This is a genomic window from Leifsonia shinshuensis (assembly GCF_014217625.1).
Lineage (GTDB): Bacteria > Actinomycetota > Actinomycetes > Actinomycetales > Microbacteriaceae > Leifsonia > Leifsonia shinshuensis_A.
Genome location: NZ_CP043641.1, coordinates 3870520 through 3895481 on the forward strand (window position 1 = coordinate 3870520; position 24962 = coordinate 3895481).

Genomic DNA, 24962 nt, shown 5'->3' on the forward strand with positions numbered 1-24962 from the left:
GTGGGTGGCGATTCTCGCCGTCGCGGCTGCCTCGGCCGGCGCCGCGGGGGCGGTGACGGCCCTGGCGGGACCGCCGCCGACGCTCCGGTCGGCCATCCCGACGAAGGAGCTCCCCGTCGGGCACGACCGGTTCGAGGACGCACGCAGTGTTCAGCTCTCCGTTCGAACCTCGCTGCCGGTGTCGCTGCCGGCTCCCGCGAACGGTCGCGTGACCTCCTTCTCGTGCGAGCCGGGCGCGAGCGTGGTGTCCGGGTCCTCCCCGGTGTCCATCGATGGTAGGCCGTATCTCGCCCTCTCGACACGTGTGCCCCTGTGGCGGGATCTAACCCCTGAGTCGAAAGGCGACGATGTCCGCGCCCTCCAGGAGGAACTGCGCCGCCTCGGTCATCAGCTCGAGAGCGATGGAACGCTGGGACGGAAGACGATGCGTGCCGCTGCGGCGGCCTTCGCGCGCGTCGGCGTCAACATCGCGCCGGACAGCGTCCCGGCCGCCTCCGTCATCTGGCTTCCGGCGCCGGCCGTAGCGGTGTCGCGATGCGAGCTCCCAGCTGGAACCCTCGTCGATCAGGGCGCAACGATGGCCACGTTCGCGAGCCTCTCACCCGTCGTCTCGGTCATCGGGCTGCCGGGGGATCTGGTGTCAGGGCCGCGCGCCGCGATTGTCGGCGGCACGAGCCTCGCCGTCGACGGTGAGGGCGTTGTTCAGGATCCCGATGTGTCGGCGCTCGCCGCGGAGGTAGGCATGGACACCTCCGCAGTCGAGGTGAAGCCGATCGACGCCCGCTTGGTGCTCGCCGAGCCTATAGATGTCTCGGTCGTGGTCCCCAGCGCGATCTTCGGCGTCGACGGCGCGCGCGGGTGCGTCGTATCGCGGGGCGTCACCCACTCCGTCGAGATCCTCGGTTCGCAGCTTGGCCAGACCATCGTGGTGTTCCCGGACGGCAAGGCGCCGGAGCGGGTCGATACCCGGCCCGCCGCGCATTCATCATGCCGGTAGGGCTCTCGAGTGTCGGCCATCGTTTCGCTGGCAGTGGGTGGCTCTTCCGCGGGCTGAGTCTGACGCTGACGCCTGGCCGCGTCTACTCCCTTACCGGGCCTTCCGGCGCGGGAAAGAGCACCCTGCTCGCGCTGCTGGCCGGCTGGATTACACCCGCTGAGGGCGTCATCTCCGTGCCGGTGGACGCCCGGACGGGGTGGGTGTTCCAGAATCCGCACGGCACACCCAACCGGACGGCGCGCGACCACGTCGCATTTCCCCTCCTGGCGCGCGGGCAGTCGGTCGCAGCCGCCGACGCTCACGCGGACAGCCTGCTTGACCGATTCGGCCTCCTCGCACTCGCGGACCGCCCTTTCCGCGCGCTGTCCGGAGGCGAGGCCCAGCGCCTGATGCTCGCGCGGGGGCTCGCGGCTGGCCCTGACCTGTTCCTCATCGATGAACCGACTGCGCAGCTCGACCGGGAGACCGCCCGGGGAGTGAACAGGGCGATCGGGGCCATCGCGGCGCACGACACGATCGTGGTGGTGGCGACCCATGATGAGGACACACGGGCGGCCTGCACCGACCACATCGTGCTCCGCAGGGAACCCTCGGACGAGCCGCGCGCCGGAGCGGCGCTGTGAGGGTCGCGGCCGTGCTGCGAGAGGCGTGGCGGAACATCGCTTCTGGCACTGCGCGCACGCGCACCGTGGCGATCGTCGCCGCTGGGACGACGATCCTGCTCGCAGGTGCAGACCTGATCGTGACGCACCAGTTCGTCGAGCGCTGGGAGGCGTTCGTTCGGAGCGGTGCCTCCATCTCCGTGCTGACCGCGGTGGGGCGCGTGGACGCAGCGCGGTGCGATCGTTTGGCTGAGGTCCCGGGCGTGTCCGCTGCCGGTGCGCTGCGATCGACGTCGCGACAGCTCGCGCCCGTCGTGCTTCAGCGCTCGCCGATCCCCGTCAGCGAGGTGTCGCCCGGGTTCAGCGGCGTGATCGGTGCGATAACGCATTCCGACGGCGTACTCGTGGGGCCGGAAGTCGTCGACGCGCTGGGACTCGGAGCCGCCGATGCGCTGGCGACGACGACGGGCGTCGTGCGAGTCGGGGGTGGCTACCGCTACCCCGACGACGGCCGGAGACCCGGGCTCTCCTACGCAGCCCTCGCCCCTGTGCTCGCGGCCCAAGCCTTCGACGAGTGCTGGATCGATGTTCGGCCCGCGCAGGAGATGACCAGCGCCTTGCTCTCGACTTTGCTGCTGTTGGGCGATGAGCACGATCCACCCACGATCGCGCAATTGAATCCGACGATGGGTGCGACCTTCGACGGTCCAGCCCTCTTCGCGGAGCGGATCACCCGGGGAGCAGGTCCGTGCGCTGCGCTGGCCGGACTGATCCTCGGCTTCTCAGGCGTTCGTTCACGGCGACTCGAATTCGCTTCCGCCCTCCATACAGGAGCCTCCCACGGCGACCTCTGCAGCATCGTCACTGCGGAGACCGTGGCGTGGGGCGTCGTGACGACAATGCTCACGGTGCCTGTGGTCGTGCTGCTTCGAACCTCGTTCGATGGCGGTGGAGGAACGTCGCTCGCGCTCTCGATGTCGGTGATGTGCGCGGTGTGGCTCGCCGGCCTGGCAGGGGCGTTGTCAGGGGCGGTCGCCATCCGCGAACGCCACCTATTCCGCTATTTCAAGGAGCGCTGAGCGGAGTCCATGACCACCCCGTTCCGCCCTCATCGAAGATCCCGATGTCGGCCGGTTCATACTCCGGTTCCAGCTTGCCGCGGCGCGCGTTGGCCGCCATGCCGTCCTCGTTCCAGCGGTAGGCGCGGCTGCGGGCGTGGTCGTGCGGGAAGAAGTCCCAGGCCTCGCCGCCGGCGCTGTAGTCCTCGCGGACCGTGCCCCAGGCGCGCTCGGCGACGTACGGCCCCCAGTCGCGCCAGCCCGCCCCCTCGTCCGCCTGCTGGATGCGCTCGCGTTCGGCTGCGGTGGGCTCGGCGCCGGTCTCAGCCGGGTTCACCTGGGTCATGTGGCCATTCTCGACGGTCGGCGCTGGACCGGTCTAGCGGACGGACGAGGCCGCGAACTCCGCGAGCCACGCGTCGGCGACCATCCGGTGGCCCTCTGCGCTCGGGTGGACGCCGTCCGGCGCGACCGCCGCGACGCCGCGCTCGGCCGCGGCCGCTGTGAACGGCTCGTGGAGGCGCACCAGGGTCGCGTCGTAGTCGGCGGCGACGCGCTCCACCGCGGCGCGCTTCGGGTCCAGATCCTCCAGCCAGGCCTCCTGGTCGACGGTGACCGGCAGGAAGAACGGCTCGATGAACAGCAGCCGGGAGCGCGGCGCCGGGAGGGAGTCGAGGAGGCGGCGCAGCGTCGCCTCGAAGTCCTCAGCGGAGGTCGGGTCGTCGCTGTCGAAGCGCCGCCACATGTCGTTGACGCCGACGTAGAGGGTGAGCACGTCGGCGTTCGCGGGCACGACCTCCCGCTCCCAGCGGGCCTCGAGGTCGACCGCGCGGTCGCCGGAGACGCCGAGGTTGCGCACCTCGGCGCCGCCCGGTCGCTCCGCGAGTGCGTCCGCCAGCATCCGCACGTAGCCTGCGCCGAGCGACGTGGGGTCGGTGCGGTCGCGTTCGCAGTCGGTGATGGAGTCGCCGACGAAGACGAAGCGGACGGGGTGCGACATGGGGCTCCTTGCGGGGTCGGTGATCGTGCGCGGGCGGACGCCGGCTACGACCGTATCGCCGTTCGCCGGTCTCCCGGTCACCGTGCGAGCGTGTCCCGCGGGTACTCGCCGTACTGGGTGCGGTAGGCGGCGGCGAAGCGGGGCACGTGCGAGAAGCCCCAGCGATGGGCGATGGCGGTCACGGTGTCCTGGTGGACGATGTCTGCGGCGAGGAGGTCGGCGTGCGCGGCGCTGAGCCGCAGCGACCGGAGGTACTGCATGGGGGAGACCCCGACAATGCGGTGGAAGGCGTCCTGCAGCCCGCGCGGGGACAGCCGGGAGGCCTCCGCGACGTCGAGCAGCCCGATGGGCTCTGCGATGTGCTCCTCCATGTAGGCGATGGCCCGGCGGATCGTCGCCGGCACCGCCACCCCGCCGTCGTGAGCGGGTGGGAGGTCGAGGGTGCTGTTCGGGAAGTCGGAGAGGAGGGCCGCCGCCGCCATGCGGAACAGCGTGTCGCGGAGCAGCGGGTCGTCGAACACTCCGCGCTCGGCGCCCGGCCCGAGCGCGTGACCGGCCACCGCCCGCCAGTGCCGCTCGCGTTCGGCGTCGATCGGCGCGCCCCCGGTGAACCGGACGCGGAGGCCGGGCCGGCCGAAGTACTGCCGGGCGAGCGCGTCGACCGCATCGATGTCGAGCTGCACCGCGCTGGATCGCGCCTCGTGCTCCCAGCTCGACCGGATCGGGGCGCGCGGGTAGAGGAAGGGCCGGCTCGTGTCGAGCTGCCGGCGGCCGACGAGGATGCGCAGGGGCGTGGTCGTCTGGCAGACGGTGTACGAGGTCATCGGATCCGCTTCGCCGTGAGCCGTGCAGATCAGGTCGAGCCGCTGGAGCGACAGCCGCTCGTCGCTGACTCCGTCCGCCGCGAAGGAGAACGGGCCGTCGTCGCGGTCCCGGTTGAAGTCGAAGCCGGGTTGGAGGCCGCGGATCACCGCGAGGGCCACATCAGGCTCCCGCGACGACATCGTCATCCGCGTGACCGGCATGCGAAGCACGGTAGCCGCGCCGTGTGCCGGGCGGTAGGGGGAGCGGTCTACTCCGCTGCCGGGCCGGCCTCGCCCGCGAGGGCGTCGACCGCGTGCTGGGTGAGGGCGATGGACTCCTCCTGGTAGCGCGCGAGGAACGCGAGCTGCTCGGTGCTGAGCGACTCGTGGAGCCGCTGGAAGGCCTCCCCGATGGACTGGTACACGTTGGGGCCCGCCGTCAGGGCGGCGTAGTCGACGCTGATCAGCACGCGGCGCCGGTCGACCGGGTCGTGCTCGCGGGTCGCGAACCCTCGCCTGATCAGCCGGTCGGCGATCCCGGTGACCGCTCCGGAGGTCAGGTTGAGGGCGGCGCCGAGCTGACCGGCCGTCTGCGGGCCGTTGCGCATCAGCACGTCGAGGGCCTTCATGTCGCTCACCCCGAGGCCGTAGCTGGCGGCCGCCCGCTGCTGGAACAGGCCGGTCAGACTCGCCGACTGCGCGCCGAGATCGGTCAGCTTGGCGATCAGCTCGCGGCGGGCTGCGCTGTCGGCTTCGGCGGGTTCGTTCGAATCCACTCTTGCAATCCTCTCAGTTCCTCATTATCTTAGTAACTAAGCTATCTTAGCGACTAAGGCAAATCTACCGCCTGGCCGCGAGGCCGGCGAGAACAGAGAGGAAGGGCATCCGATGTCCCGCACCGTCAGCACCGCACCATCCACCGATCGACTCACCCCGCACCTGGTGTCCTCCGAGGATGACACGCCCATCGAGTACTTCAGCACCGGCACGGGGCCCGGCCTCGTGATCGTCCACGGGACGATGCAGTCGGCGGCCAGCCAGAGCGAGCTGGCCGCGGCGCTCGCCGGCACGTTCACCGTCCATCTGGTCAACCGCCGCGGCCGGGGCCGCAGCGGCGCGTATCCCGCGCTCGAGAGCTACGACCTGGCGCTGGAGGTCGCGGATGTCTCCGCCGTCGTCGCCGCGACCGGCTCGACCGCGGTCATGGGCATCAGCTCCGGCGGGATCATCGCCGCGGAGGTCGCGCTCGCGCAGCCGTCGCTCGCGGTGGTGCTGTTCGAGCCCGCCCTCGTCGCCGACGGCTCCCTCGACCTCGACGCCTTCCTGCGCCGGTTCGAGCCGGAGGCCGCCCGCGGCGACGTCCCGGCCTACATGGTCACCGCCCTCCTCGGAACGCAGATGGGCCCGGCCTTCCTGCGCTTCTTCCCGCGCCGGATGCTGGAGTCCAGCACCCGGAAGATGATCGCCAAGGACCCAGGGACGCTCCCCGTGGGCGGCGCGACGATGGGCGAGCTCGCGCAGGCGGTGCCGTACGACATGAGGATCGTGGCCCAGCGCGCCGACCGCATCGGCGACTACGCGGCGATCCGCGGCCCGGTGCTGCTGATCTCGGCGGAGAAGTCGCCGGCCTACCTCCGCCACGCGGTCGGGCGGCTGGGCGAGCTGCTGCCGGGCGCGCGCACCGGCACGATCCCGAGCGCCGGGCACTCGGCGACGCAGAACGCGAAGGACGGCGGCAAGCCGCAGGCGGTGGCGGAGGTGGTGCGGGCGGGGCTCGGCGCCACTCAGCACTGACGCTGCTGAATCCCAGAACCAGCCACTGTTGGCGTCGCTGAATGCCTCCTGCCTACGATCGAGATCGACCTCCGCTCGAAAGGAACGACAGTGCAGTTCAGGTACCTCGGCAACTCCGGCTTCAAGATCTCCGAGATCACGTACGGAAACTGGCTGACCCACGGCTCGCAGATCGAGAACGAGACGGCCGCGGCGTGCGTCCGTGCCGCCCTCGACGCCGGGATCACCACCTTCGACACCGCAGACGTCTACGCCAACACCGCGGCGGAGACCGTCCTCGGCGAGACCCTGAAGGGCGAGCGCCGCCAGTCGCTGGAGATCTTCACGAAGGTCTTCGGTCCCACCGGTCCCAAGGGCCACAACGACGTCGGGCTCTCCCGCAAGCACATCATGGAGTCCATCGACGGCTCGCTGTCCCGGCTGCAGACCGACTACGTCGACCTGTACCAGGCGCACCGGTTCGACTTCTTCACCCCGCTGGAGGAGACCATGCAGGCGTTCGCCGACGTCGTGCGGCAGGGCAAGGCCCTCTACATCGGCGTCAGCGAGTGGACCGCGGACCAGCTCCGCGCCGGCCACGCCCTCGCGAAGGACCTCGGCTTCCAGCTCATCTCGAACCAGCCCGAGTACTCGGCGCTCTGGCGGGTCATCGAGGCGGAGGTCGTCCCGACGTCGAAGGAGCTCGGGATCTCGCAGATCGTCTGGTCGCCGGTGGCGCAGGGCGTCCTCAGCGGCAAGTACAAGCCGGGCGCGCCGCTGCCCGAGGGCAGCCGGGCGACCGACGAGAAGGGCGGAGCGGGCGCGGTGAAGCGCTGGCTGTCCGACGACGTCCTCACCCGCGTCCAGGAGCTCACCCCGATCGCGCAGGAGCTCGGCCTCACCCCGGCGCAGCTCGCGGTCGCCTGGGTGCTGCAGAACGACAACGTGGCCACCGCGATCATCGGCGCCTCCCGCCCGGAGCAGGTGGTCGAGAACGTGAAGGCCTCCGGCGTCACGATCCCGGCCGAGCTGCTGGGCCGGATCGACGAGGTCCTCGGCGGCGCCGTCGAGCGCGACGCGTCGCACACGGCCACGCGCTCGCCGAAGCACCGCGACGCCTGAGCCGCTACGATTCGTGCCGAATGTCGACTCTCGCGCGGCGAGAGTCGACATTCGGCACGAATGTCTCGGGCTCAGACGCGGCTGCTGACCGAGTCGCCCGCCAGCCGCTGCGAGATCCACACCGGGATGATCGCGAGAATCGTCAGCACGGCCGCCACCACGTTGACGACGGGCGCCTGGTTGGGCCGGAACAGATTCTGGAAGATCCAGATCGGCAGCGTCTGCACGGCAGGTCCCGCCGTGAACGTGGTCACCACGATCTCGTCGAAGCTGAGCGCGAAGGCGAGCAGCACGCCGGCTGCGAGCGCGCCGCGCACCTGCGGCAGCGTCACCCAGAGGAACGTCTGCCAGCCGCGCGCGCCGAGGTCGCCGGAGGCCTCCTCGAGCGAGGTCCCCATCCGCCGCAGCCGCGCCTGGACGTTGTTGTAGACGATCACGATGCAGAACGTGGCGTGGCCGATGATGACCGTCGCCATCCCGAGCGTCACGCCGACCGGGCCGAGCACCGTCGTGAACGTCGACGCCAGCGCGATGCCCGTCACGATGCCGGGGAGGGTGATCGGCAGCACGACGAGGAAGTTGATGCTCTGCCGTCCGAAGAACCGGAACCGCTGCACCGCGAACGCCGCCATCGTCCCGAGCACCAGCGCGATCGCGGAGGCGCACAGTCCGGCGATCACGGACGTCGCCAGCGCGTCCGCCGCGCCGCGGGAGTGGAACGCGTCCACCCACCACTGCAGCGTGAAGCCGGGCGGCGGGAACGAGAACGTGTGCGAGCTGTTGAACGAGTTCAGCACGATCAGCAGCAGCGGCACGTACAGGATCACCAGGCCGACCAGCATGCAGAGGCCGACCACGATCCGCGCCGGGGTCGAGAGCAGTTTCACACGTTCTCCAATGCGCCGGTGCGGCGGACCGCCAGCAGGTAGAGCACGACCGCGACGAGCGGGATCACCGACAGCGCCGCCGCCAGCGGCTGGTTGTTCGCCGTGACGAGCTGCCCGTAGATGAGGTTCGCGAGCAGCTGCGTCTTGCCTCCGACGATCCCCACCGCGATGTAGTCGCCGAAGCTCAGCGCGAACGTGAAGATCGACCCGGCCACGATCGCGGGGAACACCAGCGGGAACGCCACCGTCCTGATCGTCCGCCAGGTCGACGCGCCCAGGTCGTAGCTGGCCTCGAACAGCGAGTCGGGCACCCGGTCGAAGCCGGCGTACACCGGGATGATCATGTACGGCAGCCACAGGTAGGCCAGCGTCATGATCGTCGCGGGGAGGCCGAATCCGGGGGTCCAGCCGCCGGTCGCGACCGCGATCGGCCCGCCCGGCTCGACCAGGATGCGCCAGGCGTACGCCTTCACCAGGTAGCTTGCCCACAGCGGCGTCGTCACCGCGACCAGGTAGAGCGCGCGCCGGCTCGGCTTGGCCACCTTCGCGATGTACAGGGCCATCGGGAAGGCGACCACGGCGTCGATGAGCGTCACTCCGAGCGCCACGAGCAGCGTCCGCAGCGCGACCGTCCCGTAGACCGGGTCGGTGAACAGCGTCGCGTAGTTCTCCAGCGTGAAGGTCGGGACCACCGCGCCCGTGAACCCGTCCACCGTCCAGAACGACGAGACCAGGAGGACGGCGATCGAGCCCAGGTAGATGACGACGAGCCAGAGCAGGGGAGGCCCGAGCAGGAAGCCCAGGCGAGCCCTCATCCCTTGATCTCCTGCCACTTGCTCACCCATTCGCTGTACGCGGTGCAGTCGTTGCCGCTGCCGTCGACGCACTTGGTCTGCGGCGTGGTCCAGTAGTGGATCTTGGCGGCGTAGCCCGCGTCGAGCGCGTGGTACTGCGTGCAGAAGGTCGGGTCCTCGGTCTTCTCGCACGCCTTGGTCTGCGCCGGCGCCTCACCGAACCACTCCGCCACCTGGGCGTTGACCGTCGGGGAGGTGATCCAGTTCATCCACTGGTACATGCAGTTCGGGTGCTTCGCCTTGGCGGCGATCATCCAGGTGTCCGACCAGCCGGTGGATCCTTCGCTCGGGACGGTCGTGCCGACCTGCACCTTTCCGTCGCTCTGGATGAGGTTGGCGATGACCTGCCACGACGTGCCGACGACGCTGGCGCCGGACTCGAACGACTGCACGGACTTGGTGTAGTCCGACCAGTACTCGCCGATGGAGGCCTTCTGCTTCTTCAGCAGCGAGACCGCGGCGTCGAGCTGCTTCTCGGTCAGCGAGTACGGGTCCTTGATCCCGAGCGACGGGTCGTGCGCCTTCAGGTACAGCGCGGCGTCGGCGATGTAGATCGGGGAGTCGTACGCGGTGACCTTGCCGGCGTACTTGGACGCGTCGTCGAAGACGGCCGACCAGGAATCCGGCGCCGGGGTGACGGCCGCCTTGTTGTACATCAGCACGTTGGCTCCCCAGCCGTGCGGGATGCCGTACATCTGGCCGTCGACCGAGTTCCAGGCCTTGTTCTTGAGGAAGCTGGAGATGGTCGTGTAGTTCGGCACCAGCTTGGTGTTGACCGGCGCGACCTGGCCGCCGTAGACCAGGCGGAGGGTCGCGTCGCCGGAGGCCGAGACGCCGTCGTAGTCGCCGGTGCGCATGAGCTGCACCATCTCGTCGGAGGTGCCGGCGACCTTGGCGTTGACCTGGCAGCCGGTGTTCTGCTCGAACGGCGTCACCCAGTTCACCTTGGGGTCGTTGGAGCCGTCCTCGGCGTAGCCCGCCCAGACGATCAGGTTGAGCTGGTTCTCGTTGGCCCCGAGCTTCTTCGCCATCGGGACGTTCGGCACCGAGCCGGCCGAGCCGCCCGTGGAGCCGCCGCCGGAACAGGCCGCGAGCACCAGGAGGGCGGCCGAGACGGCCGCCGCTGCGGCCGCCGAGCGCGCCACGCGCTTCGTTGCACGGATCATGAGTCCTGCCTCTCTTCTACACCTCTGCTGCGAGGTACATCTGCGTCCTGGAGGTCGTCCTCCGCGTCGCCGCCGAGCCTCCGGAGGTCGTCGTCGTTCCAGGTCACGTGCACGCGTGAGCCGCGGTCGAGCTCGACGCGGTGCGTGCGGTCGTTGCTCTCCAGCACCGAGATCCGGAGGCCCGCGTCGAGGTCCACCACGCGGCGGATGCTGTTGCCCGCGTAGACGGACTCGACCAGCGTTCCGGCCGCGGACGGCGAGCCGGAGGCGTCGGGTAGCGTGTGCAGCTCCAGCTTCTCCGGCCGGATGGAGTACTCGCCCTCCAGGCCCAGGATGCTGCGGGCGCGCTCGCGGTCGAACAGGTTCGACGTGCCGACGAAGTCCGCGACGAACCGGGAGTTCGGGTGCTCGTACAGCTCCCGCGGTGTCCCCAACTGCTCGATCCGCCCGTTGTTGAAGACCGCGATCCGGTCGGACAGCGTCAGGGCCTCGTCCTGGTCGTGGGTGACGAAGACGAAGGCGATCCCGAGCTCGTGCTGGAGCTGCTTGAGCTCGACCTGCATCTGCTGGCGCAGCTTGAGGTCGAGCGCGCCGAGCGGCTCGTCCAGCAGCAGCGCCTTCGGCTGAACGACGGTCGCGCGGGCGAGGGCCACGCGTTGTCGCTGGCCGCCGGAGAGCTGCGCGGGCTTGCGGTCGGCGAAGCCGGTCAGCTGCACGGAGGCGAGCGCGTCCATCGCCCGCCTGCGTCGCTCGGCTCGGCCGACGCCGCGGACCCGCAGGCCGTAGGCGACGTTGTCGAGCACCGACATGTGCGGGAACAGCGCGTAGTCCTGGAAGACGGTGTTGACGTCGCGCGCGGCGGCCGGCTTGCCGGTGACGTCCTGGCCGAACAGCTCGATCGTGCCGGAGGTCGGCTGTTCGAAGCCGGCGATGCAGCGCAGCACCGTGGTCTTCCCCGAGCCGGAGGGGCCGAGCATGGAGAAGAACTCCCCGGCGGCGATCTCCAGATCGAGGCCGTCGACGGCCGCGACCGTCCCGAATCGTTTGGTCAGTCCGGTCAGCCTGATGGCGGGCTGCTCGCTCACATCCAGTCTCCTTCGACGGTGGGCGTCGCAATCATATGCGATCAGATGTTGGTGCGACTACGGTTTCCGCAGCAAAGATTCGTCACGAATGTCGATTCCCGCTGTCTGAGAGTCGACATTCGGTCCGAAAGGTCTGTACTCCGCCGTTGGCGAACGGGAGGCCCCTCCGCCCCGCGCAAGGCGCACACTCGTCTCATGACGGATGCGGACGCGCTGGACGCCTACTCGACGGCGGTGGTACGCGTCGCGCGGGTCGTCGGCCCGGCGGTCGCCGCCGTGACCGCCCGGACCTCCCGCGGCGTCGGCCTCGGCAGCGCCACCGTCGTCTCGGCGGAGGGCCACCTCCTCACCAGCGCGCACGTCGTGGAGGGCGCGGGGAGCGTCGACCTCGCGTTCGAGGACGGCACCCGGGTGCGCGCCCGCGTGATCGGCCGCGACCCGCTCTCCGACCTCGCGATGCTGCTCGCGGACTCCGCAGTGCCGGCACCGGTCGAGCTCGGCGACGCCGCGAAGCTCCAGGTCGGCCAGCTCGTCGTCGCCGTCGGCAATCCGCTGGGCCTCGCCGGAAGCGTGACAGCCGGCATCGTCTCGGCGCTCGGGAGGTCGCTCCCGACCCGGTCCGGCCGGGTGGTGGACGAGGTCATCCAGACCGACGCCGCGCTCAACCCCGGCAACAGCGGGGGAGCGCTCGCCGACAGCACCGCCCGCATGATCGGCGTGAACACGGCGGTCGCCGGAACCGGCCTCGGCCTCGCCGTCCCGATCAACGCCACCAGCCGGCAGATCATGGACACCTTGATGCGCGAGGGCCGCGTCCGCCGCGGCTGGCTCGGCATCGCCGGCGCCGAGATCACCCTCAGCCCGGAGATCGCCCGCAAGGCGGGAGCACGCACCGGCATCCAGGTGATGTCGGTGGTCCCGGACAGCCCGGCCGACCTCGCCGGCATCCGCACCGGCGACGTGCTCATCTCCCTCGACCGGATGCGCATCCACGCGGTCGCGGACCTCCAGCGGCTGATGATCGCGAGCACGATCGGGAGGCGGCTGGAGCTGACGGTGTGGCGGAACGGCGCGCTCGTCGACGCCATCGTCGAACCCACCGAACTCACCGACGCGTAACCGCCCGCGCGATTCGTGCCGAATGTCGACTCTCGCGCCGCCGAAGTCGACATTCGGCACGAATCGCGAAGGGTCAGGTTCGCGCGGCGGCATCCTTCGGTAACCGCACCACGACCTGCGCACCGCCGCCCTCGCGATCCACCGCGCTCACCCGGCCGCGGTGTCGGTCGACGACCTCCGCGACCAGCGCCAGCCCCAGCCCGTAGTGCCGCTCCCGCCCGGCCGAGCCGCCCTCCGCGCGCGCGGACGCGAAGCGGTCGAACGCGCGGTCCTGGAGGCCGTCGCCGAAGCCGGGGCCGTCGTCGGAGACCGTGAGCTCGACCTCCTCGCGGGAGGTCGAGACGTCGATCGCGACCTGCGAACCGGCGTGATCGAGGGCGTTGTCGACCAGCGCCACGATCATCCGGCGCAGCGACACCGGGGCGCCGGTGACGACCGCGTCGGGCGTGGCCGTGGTCGTCAGCACGATCTCCCGCTCATGCGCCCGCCCCTCCGCCGACCGCGCGACGACCGCCGCGAGCTCGCCGATGTCGACGCGCTCCGGCTCCACGTTCTGGCGCGGGTCGGCCGCGGTGAGCAGGTCCTCCACGATCTCGGTCAGCGCCCGGCTGTCGTCCACGATCTCGTCCAGGCCCGAGCGCACGTCGTCGTCGACGGACACGGCGCCGGCTCCGCCGCCACCGCCGCCACCGCGTGACAGCCGCCGGCGCAGCAGCTGCGCCCGGGTGCTCAGCAGCGTCAGCGGTGTCCGCAGCTCGTGCCCCGCGTCCGCGACGAACCGACGCTGCAGCGCCAGCGCCTCCGACATCGGGCGCATCGACCGGCGCGCCAGCAGGAGCCCGAGCAGGGCCGCTGCCACCGTCGCGATCGCGCCGGAGATGACGAGCGCGGTGAGCAGGCGGCCCATCTCCTCCTGCTGCTCGGCCAGGCCGTAGCTGATCTGCACGACCTTGCCGCGCCGCACGTCGGTCTGGGTGAGGTAGCTCTTCCCATCCGCGGCCACGACGGTCTCGGTGATCGACCCGCCGTTCCGGGCGACCTCCTGCAGTGCCCGCTCGTCCGGGAGGCCCTTCGGCAGGTTGGGGGAGACGTCCCTGCCCTGCGGGAGGATGACCGTGATCAGGAGGTCGTGCGGCGCGTCGTGCACGGAGTCCACCTGCGAGGCGTCCGCGAGCGCGCGCTTCGCGGCCTCCGTCTGGCCCGTCGAAACCACGATGTAGACGACGCCGCCGAGCACGACGAACAGCGCCAGGATGATCCCGGCGAACTGCAGGGCGAGCCGCGCCGACGCCGTGCGCAGCTCGCGGAGGTCGGCCTTCATCCGACTCCGCCCAGCCGGTAGCCCACGCCGCGCACCGTCTCGATGAGCGTGCGGCCGAACTTCTTGCGGAGGTGGTGCACGTAGGTGTCGACCACGCCGGGGTCGTCCGCGTCGGCGAACACCTCGTCCAGCAGCACGGCGCGGGAGAAGACCTGCTCGGGGCGGCGGGCCAGCAGCTCGAGCAGGCCGGCCTCCCGGTCGGAGAGCACGGTGCGCTCACCGCTGCCGAGCGTGACCGTGCGGCTGCCGACATCCAGCTGGCCGCCGGGGAAGCGCACGGTCGGGACCTCCGACGACGCCCGGCGGATCAGCGCGCGCACCCGGGCGAGCAGCTCGTCGATGTCGAACGGCTTCGCCAGGTAGTCCTCCGCGCCGGCGTTCAGCCCGTCCACCCGGTCGGGGGCGGTGCCGAGGGCCGAGAGGATGAGGATGGGCGTCGTCACGCCGTTGCTGCGGAGCCCGCGCAGCACGCCGAGCCCGTCGACGGCGGGGAGGCCGCGGTCGAGCACGACGGCGTCGAACTGCTCGGTGAGCCCGCGGTGCAGTGCGCGCTGGCCGTCGCGGGCGATCTCCACGTCGTAGCCGTCGGAGACGAGCAGCGTCTCCAGCATCCCGGCGAGACGGCTGTCGTCCTCGGCGACCAGGACCCTGCGGCGCTCACTCATGCCCGCAGTATAGGAGGGGTCGCCCGCGAGCCCGTCGCCGCTCACCGGGGATGCTCCGCTCCCGCGAAGTCCAGCTCGCCGACCCCGAGCAGCCGGCCGGCCGCGTCGACGGCGAGCACGCCGCGCGCGCCGTGGCCCAGTGCCCAGCGGATGCCGTCCTCCCCGAGCGCGAACACCGCGGTCGCCAGGAGGTCGGCGGTCGTGAGGTCGGCGGCGACGACCGTGGCGCTGCGCAGCCCGGTCGCTGCGGAGTCCGTGCGGCCGTCCACCATGTGGGCGCCGCGCTCGTAGGCGCCGGAGGTCGCGACGCCGCCGTCCCGCACCTCCAGCACAGCGAGCACGTCCGCCGCGCTGTCGGGGGAGCGGACGCCGACGTTCCACGGCCGGCCGTCGCCCGGGCTTCCGGACACAGCGACGTCGCCGCCCGCATTGAGGCAGAAGTCCGGGAGGCCGCCCTCGGCGAGCGAGCGCGCTGCGCGGTCGGCGGCCCAGCCCTTCACCACGCCGTCGAGGTCCCAGGAGCCGTCCGGCCGCCGGATGCGGAACGCGCCTCCGGACGCCTCCGCCATCCCGGAGCCGAGCGCGACCACCTCCGCGAAGTCGTCGCTCACCCCGGACAGGTCGCCGCCGTGGGCGTTCACCCGGCTGAGCTCGCTGTCGGGACGATAGGCGGAGAACCGGGCGTCCGCGTCCCGCAGCACGCGGAACGCGCGCTCGGCTGCGGCCGATGCGACCGTCTCCGACGCCTCCCGGATGTCGATCGACATCGGGATGCCCATGACGGTCTCCAGGAACCTCATCGCTGGTCGATGGCCGACTGCAGCGACTGGATGTAGCCCTCCGAGGTGTACGTCGCACCCGAGATCGTGTCGATCTTCGCGGACTGGGAGGCCATGGCCTCCTGCTGCAGCATCGGGATCGCCTGCGAGTTGATCTCCTGGTCGCGGAAGCTCTCCGTCGGGTACTGGACGGCGTCCACGGCGGTGATTTTGGTCCCCTCGAAGGTGACCTTCACCTGCACAGGGCCGTAGCGGGTGTCGACGGCGGTGCCGGTGACGGTCTTCGTCGCGGCGGCAGGAGCGGCGGCGGCGCTCGCAGAGGCGGACGGCGTCGCGGTCGCGCTGGGCGTGGCCGCCGGCGTCGGCGTGGCGGCCGGCGTCGTGGTCGCGTGCGCCGACGACAGGGCGGTGCTCTGCTCACCCACGCCGTACAGCTTGAGGCCGATGGTGGCGCCCATCACCACGAGGATGATGGTGAAGAGGACGGTCCCGCGCCAGGATTTGCTGTTCATGGTCTCGGTCCGTTCATGACATGCTCAGTTCTTCTCGGTGGATGAAACGCTTGGGCATCCGCAGTTCGCGCAGCGAGGACTCCACCTGCTCGGCCATACCCTCCGGCCCGCAGATGAAAGCCTCCCAGTTGTGGAGGTCGGGCACGATGCGGCTGAGGGAGCCAGGGCCGAGCGGGTCGTAGCCGAGCTGCGCGCGGCGGCCCACGAGCGGGATCACCGTGACGCCCTCCATCGCCTGCAGCTCCCCGAGCAGAGCGAGCTGCTCGGGTGCGCTGACCCGGTACAGGACGACCGGCCGGCCGCCGCGGTAGACCAGCTCTTCGGCGAGCGCCCGGATCGGCCCGATGCCCGCGCCGCCCGCGATGAGCAGCAGCTTGCCGCGGCTCGCGCGGTCGGCGGTGAAGTGCCCGAACGGCCCCTCCGCGAACACCATGGTCCCCGGCTTCAGCGAGGTCAGCCGGCTGGAGTGGTCGCCCAGCGTCCCGACGGTGATGCGCAGCCGCCCGTTCGCCGGCACCGCCGACACCGAGTAGGGGTGTGCCGTGCCGAGGTGGCCCCAGGCGAAGAAGCGGAACAGCAGGAAGTTGCCCGCCCGGACGCCCAGCCGGTCGACGTGCGGCCCCTCCAGCCAGACGCTGTTCAGGCCGTGGCCCTCCGGGACCACCGCGAGGACGCGCATCCGGCCCTTCCAGGCGTCCATCGTCGGCAGGATGAACCGCCACGTCAGCACGGCAGAGGCGGTGCCGAGGTAGAGGCCGATCCAGAGGATGCGGTTCACGGGGTTGCCGACGAAGTGCACGCCCGCGCTGAGCTGGTGCAGGAAGGTGAGGAAGATCGCGACGTAGGTCGTGAGGTGCAGCCAGTACCAGACCTCGTAGGACAGCTTCGTGCGGATCAGGCGCGCGCTGGAGAGCCCGACCGCGAGGAACGCGATGGTCCCCACGAGCGCCCAGAGCATGTCCGGATACGAGTAGTAGACGGTCCAGAACTCGTCCCACGGCGTGCTCTTGTCGATCACCTCGCTGCCCAGCACGATGAAGACCACGTGCGTGACGATGAGGAAGATGACCGACGCTCCGAGGGAGCGGTGCCAGGAGACCAGCTTGTCGAGCCCGACCGCGTTCTCGAACCACGGCACCCGCGCGATCAGCAGCACCTGGTAGCAGACCAGCAGGGCGCCGACCAGGCCGCTCAGCTCGCCGAGCGAGGTGATGGCGTTGGCCGGCGTGGAGGCGAAGTTCGCGGGGACGCTGAACCACCACATCCCGAGCACCGCGATCACGCTGGCGACCAGCAGGACGCGTACCGTGCGCGAGCCGCGCCGGTGCCTGGTCGCGGCGCCACGGCGCGCACGGGGACGCCGTGCGGGTGCCGTCGTCGCGGCCCAGGTCTCTGTCATGCCTCCAACGATGCTGGTCGAATCTTTGTGGATTCTTACGTCGGCTGAGAACGGGCTAAGGATCGGCTATGGAGTGCGGCGGCGCGCCGTGACGGCGGCGCCGGCGCCGGTCGCGGAGCGGGTGCGACTACGGTTTCGGCATGAGCTTCGCCCTGCTGGCGCTGGTGGTCGCCGTCGGCCTGCTCGGCCCGCTGGCGGCCGCGCGGTCGATCTGGCGCGTGCCCGTCGTGGCGGGTGAGCTGCTCGGCGGCCTCCTGATCGGCGTCTCGGGGTTCCGGCTGGTGGACCCGTCGATCGACGACTTCCAGCTCCTGGCCTCCATCGGGTTCGGGCTGACGATGGTCGTCGTCGGCTCGCACGTGCCGGTGCGCGACGCCGTCGTCCGTGCGGCGCTCGCCCGCGGCGCGCTCGGCGCGGGACTGGTGGGCGCGGCCTCCGCGGTGCTGGCGGCCGGGCTCGCGGCCGTCGCGCACTCGGGGAACGGCCTGCTCTACGGCGTCCTGCTCGCGTCATCGTCGGCGGCGCTCGTGCTGCCGATGCTCCAGTCCGTGAACGTGGACAAGCGCTCCGCGGCGCAGCTCGTCGCGCAGATCGCCGTCGCGGACGTCGTCTGCGTCGTCCTGCTGCCGCTCGTCGTCGTGCCGGGGAGGGCGCTCACTGCCGGGATCGGTCTGCTGGTGATCGCCGCGCTCGCCGTCGGGCTGTGGTTCGGGCTGACCCGCTGGGTCCGTTCCGACCGGCGCCGGGTGCTGCACGCCTACTCGGAACGGCGCCGGTTCGCGCTCGAGCTGCGGCTCAGCCTCCTGGTGCTGTTCGCGTTCGCGGCGATCGCGCAGTTCGCGCAGCTGTCGATCATGATCGCGGGCTTCGCGCTGGGACTCGTGCTGTCGGCCGTCGGCGAGCCGCACCGGCTGGCGCGGCAGCTGTTCGGGATGACGGAGGGCTTCTTCGGGCCGCTGTTCTTCGTCTGGCTGGGCGCCTCACTCGACCTGCGGGCGCTGGTGGCGCATCCGGCGATGATCCTGCTCGGCGTCGCGCTCGGCGTCGGGGCGGTCGTGGCGCACCTCGCCTCCCGGATCGCCGGCCTCCCGTGGGCGCAGGCGGTCGCCTCGGCCGGCCAGCTCGGAGTGCCGGTCGCGGCCGTGACGCTCGGCCTCCAGACGCACACGCTCGCGGCGGGGGAGGGCGGGGCGATCCTGCTCGGGGCGCTGATCAGCCTGGCGACGTCGGCGGTGTCGGTCGCTGCGGTGGCGCGGCGGGCGAAAGGGAGCGTCGGCGCTACGCCAGCGTCATGAACAGCTTCTCGAGCTCCTCGACGGTCATCGGGTCGGTCGTGTCGTCAGGGTCGTTGAGGCACTTCTCCATCGCGGTGGCGATGATCTGGAAGCCGGCCTTGTCGAGTGCGCTGGAGACCGCAGCGAGCTGGATGACGACGTCGCGGCACTTCCCGCCGTTCTCGACCGCGGCGATCACGGCGTTCAGCTGACCCTGCGCGCGGCGCAGACGGTTCAGCACGGGCTTGACGTCGGCGGGGGTGCGGTCCACGGTCAGCTCCGTCCGAACAGACGGCCGAGGAAGCCGGCGCCGGGCGAGCCGGCGGACGCGGGCTGCTCGGCGTGGCCGTCGCACCACTGGGCGGCCGGGACGTTCCTGCGCACGTCGGCGACGTGCTGGCCGCAGCCGTTCCAGGTCGTCTTGCCGCAGGTGGAGCAGGCGACGGGATAACACATGGGCGGTCCTCTCTGGGATGGTTCCCGGGGGATTCGGGATACCCCCGGAGGTATAGTACGATACCGGCGGGGGTATACGCAATCCGCTCCCCGGACCCCGCACGGAAGAAGGACCATCCCAGTGAGAACGATCATCGTCGGCGGCGTCGCCGGAGGCATGTCGGCGGCGACCCGGCTGCGCCGGCTGGACGAGTCGCGCGACATCGTCGTGTTCGAGCGCGGCCCCTACGTCTCCTACGCGAACTGCGGCCTCCCGTACTTCGTCGGCGGCGTCATCCGCGACCGCTCGGCGCTGCTGCTGCAGACGCCGCAGTCGCTGGCGTCGCGGTTCCGGCTGGATGTCCGCACCGGTCACGAGGTGCTCGCCGTCGACGCGGCAGAGCGCACGGTCACGGTGCTCGACCTGGCGAGCGGCGAGACGGCGACCGAGGGCTACGACGAACTGATCCTCGCCGTCGGAGCCTCCGCATGGGAGGCCGCAGGGCATCCCGGAATCCCCACGCACACGCTGCGCACCGTGGAGGACGTGGACGCGATCGGCGCGCTGGTGGACGCGGCGGCGGACCACCCCGCCGCGCTGGTGGTCGGCGGCGGGTTCATCGGGCTGGAGGCGGTGGAGAACCTGGTGCGGCGCGGCATCCACGTCACCCTCGTCCAGCGCGGCCCGCACCTCCTGAGCCCGCTCGACCCGGAGATGGCGGCGCCGCTGGAGGCGCAGCTGCGCAGCCACGGCGTCGACGTGCGCACCGCGGTCACGATCGACGCGGTGGAGGACGGCGTCGTCGTGCTCTCCGACGGCGGCGCGCTCCGACCCGACTTCATCGTGGACGCCTCCGGCGTGGTGCCGAGCGTCGACCTCGCGCGCACCGCGGGGCTGGCGCTCGGCGCGACCGGCGGGATCGCCGTCGACGCGCACAACCGCACCAGCGACGCGCACATCTACGCCGTCGGCGATGGAGTCGAGAAGGTCGACGCCCTCTCCGGCGACGCGGCCCTGGTCACCATGGCCGGCCTCGCCAACCGGCACGGCCGGTCGGTCGCGGACGTGATCGCCGGCCACGACGAGCGCAACACCCCGGCACTCGGCACTGCGATCGTGAAGGTGTTCGAGACCGTCGCCGCGAAGGTCGGCTGGAGCGAACGGCAGCTGACGGCGGCGGACCGAGAGCACCGCGTCATCCACACCCACCCGACGTCGCACGCGACGTACTACCCGGGGGCACAGCCGATGTCGATGAAGCTCCTGGTCGACCCCGCGACCGACGCCATCCTCGGCGCGCAGGTCGTCGGCGGGGAGGGTGTGGACAAGCGCATCGATGTCATCGCGGTGGCGATGGCGGGCGGCATCACGGCCTCCGGCCTCGCCCGCCTCGAACTCGCTTACGCCCCGCAGTTCGGCTCGGCGAAGGACCCGGTCAACCAGCTCGGCTACGTGGCCGACAACCTCCGCACCGGCGCGACCCGCGCGGTCCAATGGCACGAACTCGACGCGCTGCTCGCGGCCGGTGCGACGCTGGTGGATGTCCGCACCGCGGGTGAGCATGCCACGGGTGCGATCCCCGGCGCGGTCAACATCCCGGTCGACGACCTCCGCGAGCGGCTCGGCGAGCTGCCGGACGGCCCGGTCGTCGTGCACTGCCAGGTGGGGCAGCGCGGGCACACCGCGGCGCGCATCCTCGCCCAGCACGGGCGGGATGCGGTGAACCTGGACGGCGGGTACCGGACGTGGGTCGCAGGGGCTGCGACGCGGGTGCGGGAGGCCGTCGCCGCCTAGGTCAACCGAAAGCCGATCGTCAGGGTCTACCCATGTGACGTAAGAATCCGTCAAGAATTCGCCGGGATGGTGGAGGTGTATCGACCCGGAAGAAGGAGGCGACGGATGGCGACCTGGACGCGAGGCAAGCGAATCGTCGGAGTGCTGACGACCGTGATCGGCGTCGGCAGCGTGACCGCGGCGGGAGCCGTCGGCACTGTGCTGTTCGACACGACCCCCACCAAGCACGCCGCTGCGGTGACGGTGCGCACCCCCGCGGCGACACCGACCGCGACTCCCACCCCGACAGCCGGCCCCCGCTCCGGCCCCGGCCGCTCCGTAGCGACGCCGTCGGCGACCCCGACCGCTGCTCCGACCGCGGCGGCGCCCGCTGCCCCGGCCCCCGCCCCAGCGCCGGTGCAGCCGAGCCAGGGCGGCTCGTCCAGCGGCACGTCGTCAGGCTCCTGATGCGAAGGCCGACGGAGGGGAGCGACGATGAGTGAGCTGCTGTGGGCCTTCGGCCGCGCGTCCGGGCTGATCGCGCTGCTGCTGTTCACGCTGACGCTGGTGCTCGGCATCGTCACGCGCTCCGGGCGCCCCCTGCCCGGGCTGCCGCGGTTCTCGGTGTCCCTGATCCACCGCAACGTGTCGCTGCTCGCGTGCGTCTTCCTCGTGCTCCACGTGGGGACGCTGCTGTTCGACTCGTACGCCAAGCTCTCGGTGCTGGACATCGTCGTGCCGTTCGCCGGGTCGTTCAAGCCGCTCTGGCAGGGGCTTGGCACCGTCGCCTTCGACCTGGTCGTGGCGATCACGATCACCGGCCTGCTGCGGCGCCGGATCGGGCAGCGCGCCTTCCGCTTCGTGCACTGGTTCACCTACGCCATGTGGCCGATCGCCGTCCTGCACGGTATCGGCAACGGGACGAACGGGACGAGCGGATGGTTCCTGCTGGTCACCGCCGGGTGCGCCCTCCTCGTCGTCGCCGCTGTGATCTGGCGGCTGTCGGCCCGGTTCGTGGAGCACTCGCACACGCGGCGCCTCGCCGCGGGACTCACCACCTCGGGAGAGAGGGACGACGCATGACGATGACGATGGAACCGACCACGTCGGGAGGCACGACGCGCGCGGTCGACGCCGGACGGCTCTTCTCCGCCGGACACAGAGCGACGCTCGACGCGCACCTGCGCGCCTACGGCGACCTCCCCACGCGGAACCCCGACGCCATGCTCGCCGAGCTGGAGGCCTCCGGCCTCACCGGCCGCGGCGGCGCGGCCTTCCCGGTCTGGCGCAAGCTGTCCGCCGCCCTCGACGCGGGCGGACGCCGCCGGGGACGTGCGCCGATCCTCATCGCGAACGGCACGGAAGGCGAGCCGCTGAGCTCCAAGGACGCCGTGCTGCTGCGCAATGCGCCCCACCTCGTGATCGACGGCATGATCGCCGCCGCGAAGACGATCGGCGCGCGCAACGTGCTCATCGTGGCCGAGGGCGACGCCCTCCGCGCGATCGAGCGGGCGGTCGACGAGCGGCCGGACGCGCGCGGAATCGAGGTCGTGGAGGGCGCAGGCGGCTTCGTCTCCGGCGAGGCGAGTGCGCTCGTCAACCTGATCGAGAACGACGACCCGCGCCCGGTGGACCGCACCAAGCGGCTGACGACCTCCGGCCTCCGCGGCCGGCCGACCGTGGTGCAGAACGTGGAGACGCTCGCGCACCTCGCCCTGATCGCCCGCCACGGCGCCCGCTGGTTCCGGTCGGTGGGCGACCCCGTCGACCCCGGTACGCGGCTCGTGACGGTGACCGGCGACGTGCCGAGGCAGGGCGTCTACGAGATCCGCACCGACGCCACCGTGCGGGAGACGCTGGCTGCGCTCGACCTCGACTTCGGGACGGTCGCCGCCGCGCTGATCGGCGGCTACCACGGCGCCTGGGTGCCCGCGCACGCGTTCGACCTCCCGCTGACCGCCCTCGACCTCGCCCCGTTCGACGCGTCGCCGGGCGCCGGGATCATCCACGTCCTCGGCGACCACCGCTGCGGGCTCGAGGCGACCGCCGGGATCGTGACGTACCTCGCCGGGCAGTCCGCCCGCCAGTGCGGGCCCTGCATGTTCGGCCTCCCGACGATGGTCGACCGCTTCGCCGCCGTCGCCTCCGGTCAGGCCGTCGAGGAGAACGCCGCCGACCTCGCCCGGCTCGCCGGCCTGGTCGTCGGCCGCGGCTCCTGCCACCACCCCGACGGGACGGCGCGGCTCGTGCGCAGCGCGCTCACGGTCTTCGACCACGACGTGCGCTCGCACGCCCGCAGCCGCTGCGTGCGACGGGCGGCGGCGCGATGAGCGGCCACGCCCTCCACATCGACTGGACGAAGTGCGACGGGCGCGGCCTGTGCGCGGAGATCCTCGACCGCGCGCTCACCCGCGACGACTGGGGCTACCCGGTCTCGCTGCGCGGTGAGGAGGGCTTCCGGTCGGACATCCCGCTGCGCGCCGACGAGCTCGACGCCGCGGACGACGCGGTCGCGCTCTGCCCGGTGCTCGCGCTCAGGCGGGTGGCCTTGTAGTAGTCGCGCCAGATGACCCGGTGCAGCGGGATCCAGCGCGGGATGGTGCGCAGCCCCGGGATGAACGGCAGCAGCGCGAGCAGGACGGTCAGAACTCCCATGATGAGCACGACGACCAGGTCGGCGTTGGCGAGCGACGCGAACGGCTGGACCTGGTAGAAGAGCGAGAACAGCCAGAGCCAGGCCTGGCCGGGCGTGTTGCCGGTCTCGTTCATCATCCCCCACTGGTCCCCGGTCAGGTGCTGGGCCGCCGCCAGGTTCTGGAAGTACTGGCCGTCGCCGAGGAACAGGATCGCCGGCGTGTGGTTGAGCGGGTAGAAGCCGCCCTGGCTCGTGAGCGCGCCGTCGAGAGCGCCGCTGCGGGCCATCCCACTGAGCGAGGAGATGATCGCGGGCACCGGGCCGTAGTCGCCGGAGGACGGCTTCGGGAGCGCGGTCCCCGTGTCGGCGGCCAGCGCCTTCTCGTAGGCGGCCGTCCACTTCGCCTGTTGCGCGGGCGACGCGCTCGTCCAGCGGACCACCGCGGCCGGGACGGCCGGCAGCGTCCGCAACGGGCCGATCACGAAGGCCTGCGCGGTGTCGATGGGGAGGCGCACACCCGACAGGCTCTGCAGGTCGAGCGGCCCGAGAGTCTGCGTCGCACCCTGGGTGTCGTTGTACGGCGGTCCGTACTGGGCCGTGTCGCTCGTGCCGCCGAGCTCGGCCGTCGCGGTGGACGCGAAGTCGACGGGATCGCTCGCCGACCAGGAGGCGAAGGTGACGCCCGGTTCGTCCGGCGACCCGAACACCGCGGCGAGCCCGAGCGTCACGGCTCCCACGACGACGAAGCCGATGGTGACCTCCTTGAACAGGTCGTAGTCGCGGACGCGCCCGCGCCAGGGACGGCCGGCGATGTCGTCGTGACGCCGCCAGGTCATGCTCGGTGTGCGCGTCATCGCGGCCCCTCCGATTCGTTGGAGGTCGACTCGTTGTAGGCGTGCAGGACCTGGTCGTCGGTCTCCGACGCGTCGATCGGGGGCACGACACCGTGCACGCGCACCAGGAGGACGTGCAGCACGACGATCGCACCGACGCCGATCGGCAGCAGCACGATGTGCCAGGTGAGCATCTGACCGAGGTCGGCGACGTTGAACCAGGCGCCGATCCCGGCGGCGTTGAGGGCGTCCTTGCCCTCGAAGGCGATCCACTGCGAGTCGAAGTTCGTCTGCAGCAGGTAGCCGGTGAACGCCGCCGCGATCGACACGGCGAAGGCGATCACGCCCGTGATCCAGGTGAGGACCCGGCCTCCGCGCCACGCGGCCATCCAGTACTTCCCCCAGAGGTGCACGACCATCAGCAGGAAGAACAGCTCGACGCTCCACAGGTGAACGCTGTTCGTGAAGTGCCCGAGGCTCGAGACGTGGTACCAGGCCGGGCCGTTCAGGCTGAGCACGAGGCCGGACAGGATCACGACGGCCAGGGCCGCGAGGGAGGCCATCCCGAACACGTAGATCCACGAGGACACGTAGCTCGGCTGGTCCTGCGGCAGCAGCTTCTGCGGCGGGAGAACCTTCAGGAGCCAGCGGCGGGTGCGGCCGGTCCAGGTGTAGACCTCCTCGTCCGCGTCGCCGGCCGGGTCCTGGCCGCTCATCGCCGGCGCCTCGCCTTCGGGAACGGCAGCAGGAGCGCCAGCGCGAACAGCACGAGCATGATGACGATGACGATGAAGTTGCCGAGCTGGATGGTGAACGCACCCCAGCCGAGATACACGCCCGGCGCGCTTGCGACGATGTCCACGGTGCCT

The 24962-nt window shown here is 71.3% G+C and carries 29 protein-coding genes; 12 read left to right on the plus strand and 17 right to left on the minus strand.

Annotation, left to right across the window (positions count from 1 at the left end; genetic code table 11):
* The first annotated feature begins 4 nt into the window (after nucleotides 1-4).
* The 3 genes from F1C12_RS18825 (at nucleotide 5) to F1C12_RS18835 (ending at nucleotide 2678) form a co-directional block, all read left to right on the plus strand.
* A complete protein-coding gene (locus F1C12_RS18825) occupies nucleotides 5-997 on the plus strand; it encodes a peptidoglycan-binding domain-containing protein (protein WP_185276375.1) in 993 nt (330 codons plus the stop codon).
* Nucleotides 988-1620 (plus strand): ATP-binding cassette domain-containing protein, encoded by a 633-nt coding sequence (locus F1C12_RS18830; RefSeq protein ID WP_185276376.1) that lies wholly within the window; start codon nucleotides 988-990, stop codon nucleotides 1618-1620. The genes F1C12_RS18825 and F1C12_RS18830 overlap by 10 nt, the downstream gene beginning before the upstream one ends.
* A 65-nt stretch (nucleotides 1621-1685) precedes the next feature.
* Entirely contained in the window at nucleotides 1686-2678 is a 993-nt protein-coding gene (locus F1C12_RS18835) for a hypothetical protein (protein ID WP_185276377.1), read from the plus strand.
* On the opposite strand, the gene F1C12_RS18840 is transcribed toward F1C12_RS18835, so the two are convergent.
* From F1C12_RS18840 to F1C12_RS18855, 4 genes are all read right to left on the minus strand, one after another.
* Nucleotides 2665-3003, minus strand: a complete 339-nt coding sequence (locus tag F1C12_RS18840) for a hypothetical protein (RefSeq protein ID WP_185276378.1) — start codon at nucleotides 3001-3003, stop codon at nucleotides 2665-2667. The two genes, F1C12_RS18835 and F1C12_RS18840, sit on opposite strands and share 14 nt — an antisense overlap.
* 33 nt (nucleotides 3004-3036) lie before the next feature.
* Nucleotides 3037-3657 (minus strand): SGNH/GDSL hydrolase family protein, encoded by a 621-nt coding sequence (locus tag F1C12_RS18845; protein WP_185276379.1) that lies wholly within the window; start codon nucleotides 3655-3657, stop codon nucleotides 3037-3039.
* Nucleotides 3658-3734: 77 nt separating this feature from the next.
* The gene (locus F1C12_RS18850; protein WP_185276380.1) at nucleotides 3735-4682 is read right to left on the minus strand and encodes a helix-turn-helix transcriptional regulator; all 948 of its coding nucleotides are present in this window, start codon (nucleotides 4680-4682) and stop codon (nucleotides 3735-3737) included.
* Between the two features lie 47 nt (nucleotides 4683-4729).
* Nucleotides 4730-5236: a MarR family winged helix-turn-helix transcriptional regulator gene (locus F1C12_RS18855; protein WP_185276381.1), complete on the minus strand. Its 507-nt coding sequence runs from the start codon at nucleotides 5234-5236 to the stop codon at nucleotides 4730-4732.
* A 112-nt stretch (nucleotides 5237-5348) separates the two neighbouring features.
* Here F1C12_RS18855 and F1C12_RS18860 point away from each other — a divergent pair, with 112 nt between their 5' ends.
* Nucleotides 5349-6254 carry an alpha/beta fold hydrolase gene (locus F1C12_RS18860; RefSeq protein WP_185276382.1) on the plus strand — a complete coding sequence of 302 codons (906 nt, stop codon included), beginning with the start codon at nucleotides 5349-5351 and terminating at the stop codon, nucleotides 6252-6254.
* A 90-nt stretch (nucleotides 6255-6344) separates the two neighbouring features.
* Nucleotides 6345-7355, plus strand: coding sequence for an aldo/keto reductase family protein (locus tag F1C12_RS18865; protein ID WP_185276383.1), 1011 nt, complete (start codon nucleotides 6345-6347; stop codon nucleotides 7353-7355).
* Between the two features lie 71 nt (nucleotides 7356-7426).
* Here the strand turns inward: F1C12_RS18865 and F1C12_RS18870 are convergent, their stop codons facing one another.
* Genes F1C12_RS18870 through F1C12_RS18885 form a run of 4 tightly spaced genes read right to left on the minus strand, consistent with a single transcriptional unit; the run spans nucleotide 7427 to nucleotide 11353 of the window.
* Nucleotides 7427-8242, minus strand: coding sequence for an ABC transporter permease (locus F1C12_RS18870; RefSeq protein WP_258046012.1), 816 nt, complete (start codon nucleotides 8240-8242; stop codon nucleotides 7427-7429).
* The gene (locus F1C12_RS18875; protein WP_258046013.1) at nucleotides 8239-9057 is read right to left on the minus strand and encodes an ABC transporter permease; all 819 of its coding nucleotides are present in this window, start codon (nucleotides 9055-9057) and stop codon (nucleotides 8239-8241) included. The genes F1C12_RS18870 and F1C12_RS18875 overlap by 4 nt, the downstream gene beginning before the upstream one ends.
* A complete protein-coding gene (locus F1C12_RS18880) occupies nucleotides 9054-10262 on the minus strand; it encodes an ABC transporter substrate-binding protein (protein WP_185276385.1) in 1209 nt (402 codons plus the stop codon). The genes F1C12_RS18875 and F1C12_RS18880 overlap by 4 nt, the downstream gene beginning before the upstream one ends.
* Nucleotides 10259-11353, minus strand: coding sequence for an ABC transporter ATP-binding protein (locus F1C12_RS18885; RefSeq protein WP_185279058.1), 1095 nt, complete (start codon nucleotides 11351-11353; stop codon nucleotides 10259-10261). Before F1C12_RS18885 ends, F1C12_RS18880 begins: the two co-directional genes overlap by 4 nt.
* Nucleotides 11354-11542: 189 nt before the next feature.
* Between F1C12_RS18885 and F1C12_RS18890 the strand changes: the two genes are divergently transcribed.
* A complete protein-coding gene (locus F1C12_RS18890; protein WP_185276386.1) occupies nucleotides 11543-12466 on the plus strand; it encodes a S1C family serine protease in 924 nt (307 codons plus the stop codon).
* 73 nt (nucleotides 12467-12539) lie between these two features.
* On the opposite strand, the gene F1C12_RS18895 is transcribed toward F1C12_RS18890, so the two are convergent.
* The 5 genes from F1C12_RS18895 to F1C12_RS18915 are packed head-to-tail and all read right to left on the minus strand — an operon-like array spanning nucleotide 12540 to nucleotide 17142.
* Nucleotides 12540-13787, minus strand: a complete 1248-nt coding sequence (locus F1C12_RS18895) for a sensor histidine kinase (RefSeq protein ID WP_185276387.1) — start codon at nucleotides 13785-13787, stop codon at nucleotides 12540-12542.
* A complete protein-coding gene (locus F1C12_RS18900; protein WP_185276388.1) occupies nucleotides 13784-14452 on the minus strand; it encodes a response regulator transcription factor in 669 nt (222 codons plus the stop codon). The genes F1C12_RS18895 and F1C12_RS18900 overlap by 4 nt, the downstream gene beginning before the upstream one ends.
* A gap of 41 nt (nucleotides 14453-14493) precedes the next feature.
* Entirely contained in the window at nucleotides 14494-15252 is a 759-nt protein-coding gene (locus tag F1C12_RS18905; protein ID WP_185276389.1) for an FAD:protein FMN transferase, read from the minus strand.
* The gene (locus F1C12_RS18910) at nucleotides 15249-15743 is read right to left on the minus strand and encodes an FMN-binding protein (RefSeq protein WP_185276390.1); all 495 of its coding nucleotides are present in this window, start codon (nucleotides 15741-15743) and stop codon (nucleotides 15249-15251) included. The genes F1C12_RS18905 and F1C12_RS18910 overlap by 4 nt, the downstream gene beginning before the upstream one ends.
* A gap of 13 nt (nucleotides 15744-15756) precedes the next feature.
* Nucleotides 15757-17142 (minus strand): ferredoxin reductase family protein, encoded by a 1386-nt coding sequence (locus F1C12_RS18915; protein ID WP_185276391.1) that lies wholly within the window; start codon nucleotides 17140-17142, stop codon nucleotides 15757-15759.
* 140 nt (nucleotides 17143-17282) lie between these two features.
* Here F1C12_RS18915 and F1C12_RS18920 point away from each other — a divergent pair, with 140 nt between their 5' ends.
* Nucleotides 17283-18437, plus strand: coding sequence for a cation:proton antiporter (locus F1C12_RS18920; RefSeq protein WP_185276392.1), 1155 nt, complete (start codon nucleotides 17283-17285; stop codon nucleotides 18435-18437).
* On the opposite strand, the gene F1C12_RS18925 is transcribed toward F1C12_RS18920, so the two are convergent.
* Nucleotides 18421-18687, minus strand: coding sequence for a metal-sensitive transcriptional regulator (locus F1C12_RS18925; protein ID WP_185276393.1), 267 nt, complete (start codon nucleotides 18685-18687; stop codon nucleotides 18421-18423). The genes F1C12_RS18920 and F1C12_RS18925 overlap by 17 nt on opposite strands.
* A gap of 2 nt (nucleotides 18688-18689) precedes the next feature.
* Nucleotides 18690-18872 carry a hypothetical protein gene (locus F1C12_RS18930; RefSeq protein WP_185276394.1) on the minus strand — a complete coding sequence of 61 codons (183 nt, stop codon included), beginning with the start codon at nucleotides 18870-18872 and terminating at the stop codon, nucleotides 18690-18692.
* A 121-nt stretch (nucleotides 18873-18993) separates the two neighbouring features.
* On the opposite strand from F1C12_RS18930, the gene F1C12_RS18935 reads away from it, so the two are divergent.
* The 5 genes from F1C12_RS18935 (at nucleotide 18994) to F1C12_RS18955 (ending at nucleotide 23179) form a co-directional block, all read left to right on the plus strand.
* Entirely contained in the window at nucleotides 18994-20646 is a 1653-nt protein-coding gene (locus F1C12_RS18935) for an FAD-dependent oxidoreductase (protein WP_185276395.1), read from the plus strand.
* A gap of 105 nt (nucleotides 20647-20751) precedes the next feature.
* Nucleotides 20752-21093, plus strand: a complete 342-nt coding sequence (locus F1C12_RS18940; RefSeq protein WP_185276396.1) for a hypothetical protein — start codon at nucleotides 20752-20754, stop codon at nucleotides 21091-21093.
* Nucleotides 21094-21120: 27 nt separating this feature from the next.
* Complete coding sequence (locus tag F1C12_RS18945; RefSeq protein ID WP_185276397.1) at nucleotides 21121-21708, plus strand: ferric reductase-like transmembrane domain-containing protein; 588 nt, start codon at nucleotides 21121-21123, stop codon at nucleotides 21706-21708.
* Nucleotides 21705-22955 carry an NADH-ubiquinone oxidoreductase-F iron-sulfur binding region domain-containing protein gene (locus tag F1C12_RS18950; RefSeq protein WP_185276398.1) on the plus strand — a complete coding sequence of 417 codons (1251 nt, stop codon included), beginning with the start codon at nucleotides 21705-21707 and terminating at the stop codon, nucleotides 22953-22955. The genes F1C12_RS18945 and F1C12_RS18950 overlap by 4 nt, the downstream gene beginning before the upstream one ends.
* Nucleotides 22952-23179, plus strand: a complete 228-nt coding sequence (locus tag F1C12_RS18955) for a ferredoxin (RefSeq protein WP_185276399.1) — start codon at nucleotides 22952-22954, stop codon at nucleotides 23177-23179. Before F1C12_RS18950 ends, F1C12_RS18955 begins: the two co-directional genes overlap by 4 nt.
* 931 nt (nucleotides 23180-24110) lie before the next feature.
* Here the strand turns inward: F1C12_RS18955 and F1C12_RS18960 are convergent.
* On the minus strand, nucleotides 24111-24809 hold the full coding sequence (locus F1C12_RS18960) for a cytochrome b N-terminal domain-containing protein (RefSeq protein WP_185276400.1): 699 nt from the start codon (nucleotides 24807-24809) through the stop codon (nucleotides 24111-24113).
* Nucleotides 24806-24955, minus strand: coding sequence for a hypothetical protein (locus tag F1C12_RS18965; RefSeq protein ID WP_185276401.1), 150 nt, complete (start codon nucleotides 24953-24955; stop codon nucleotides 24806-24808). Before F1C12_RS18965 ends, F1C12_RS18960 begins: the two co-directional genes overlap by 4 nt.
* Nucleotides 24956-24962: the final 7 nt, after the last annotated feature.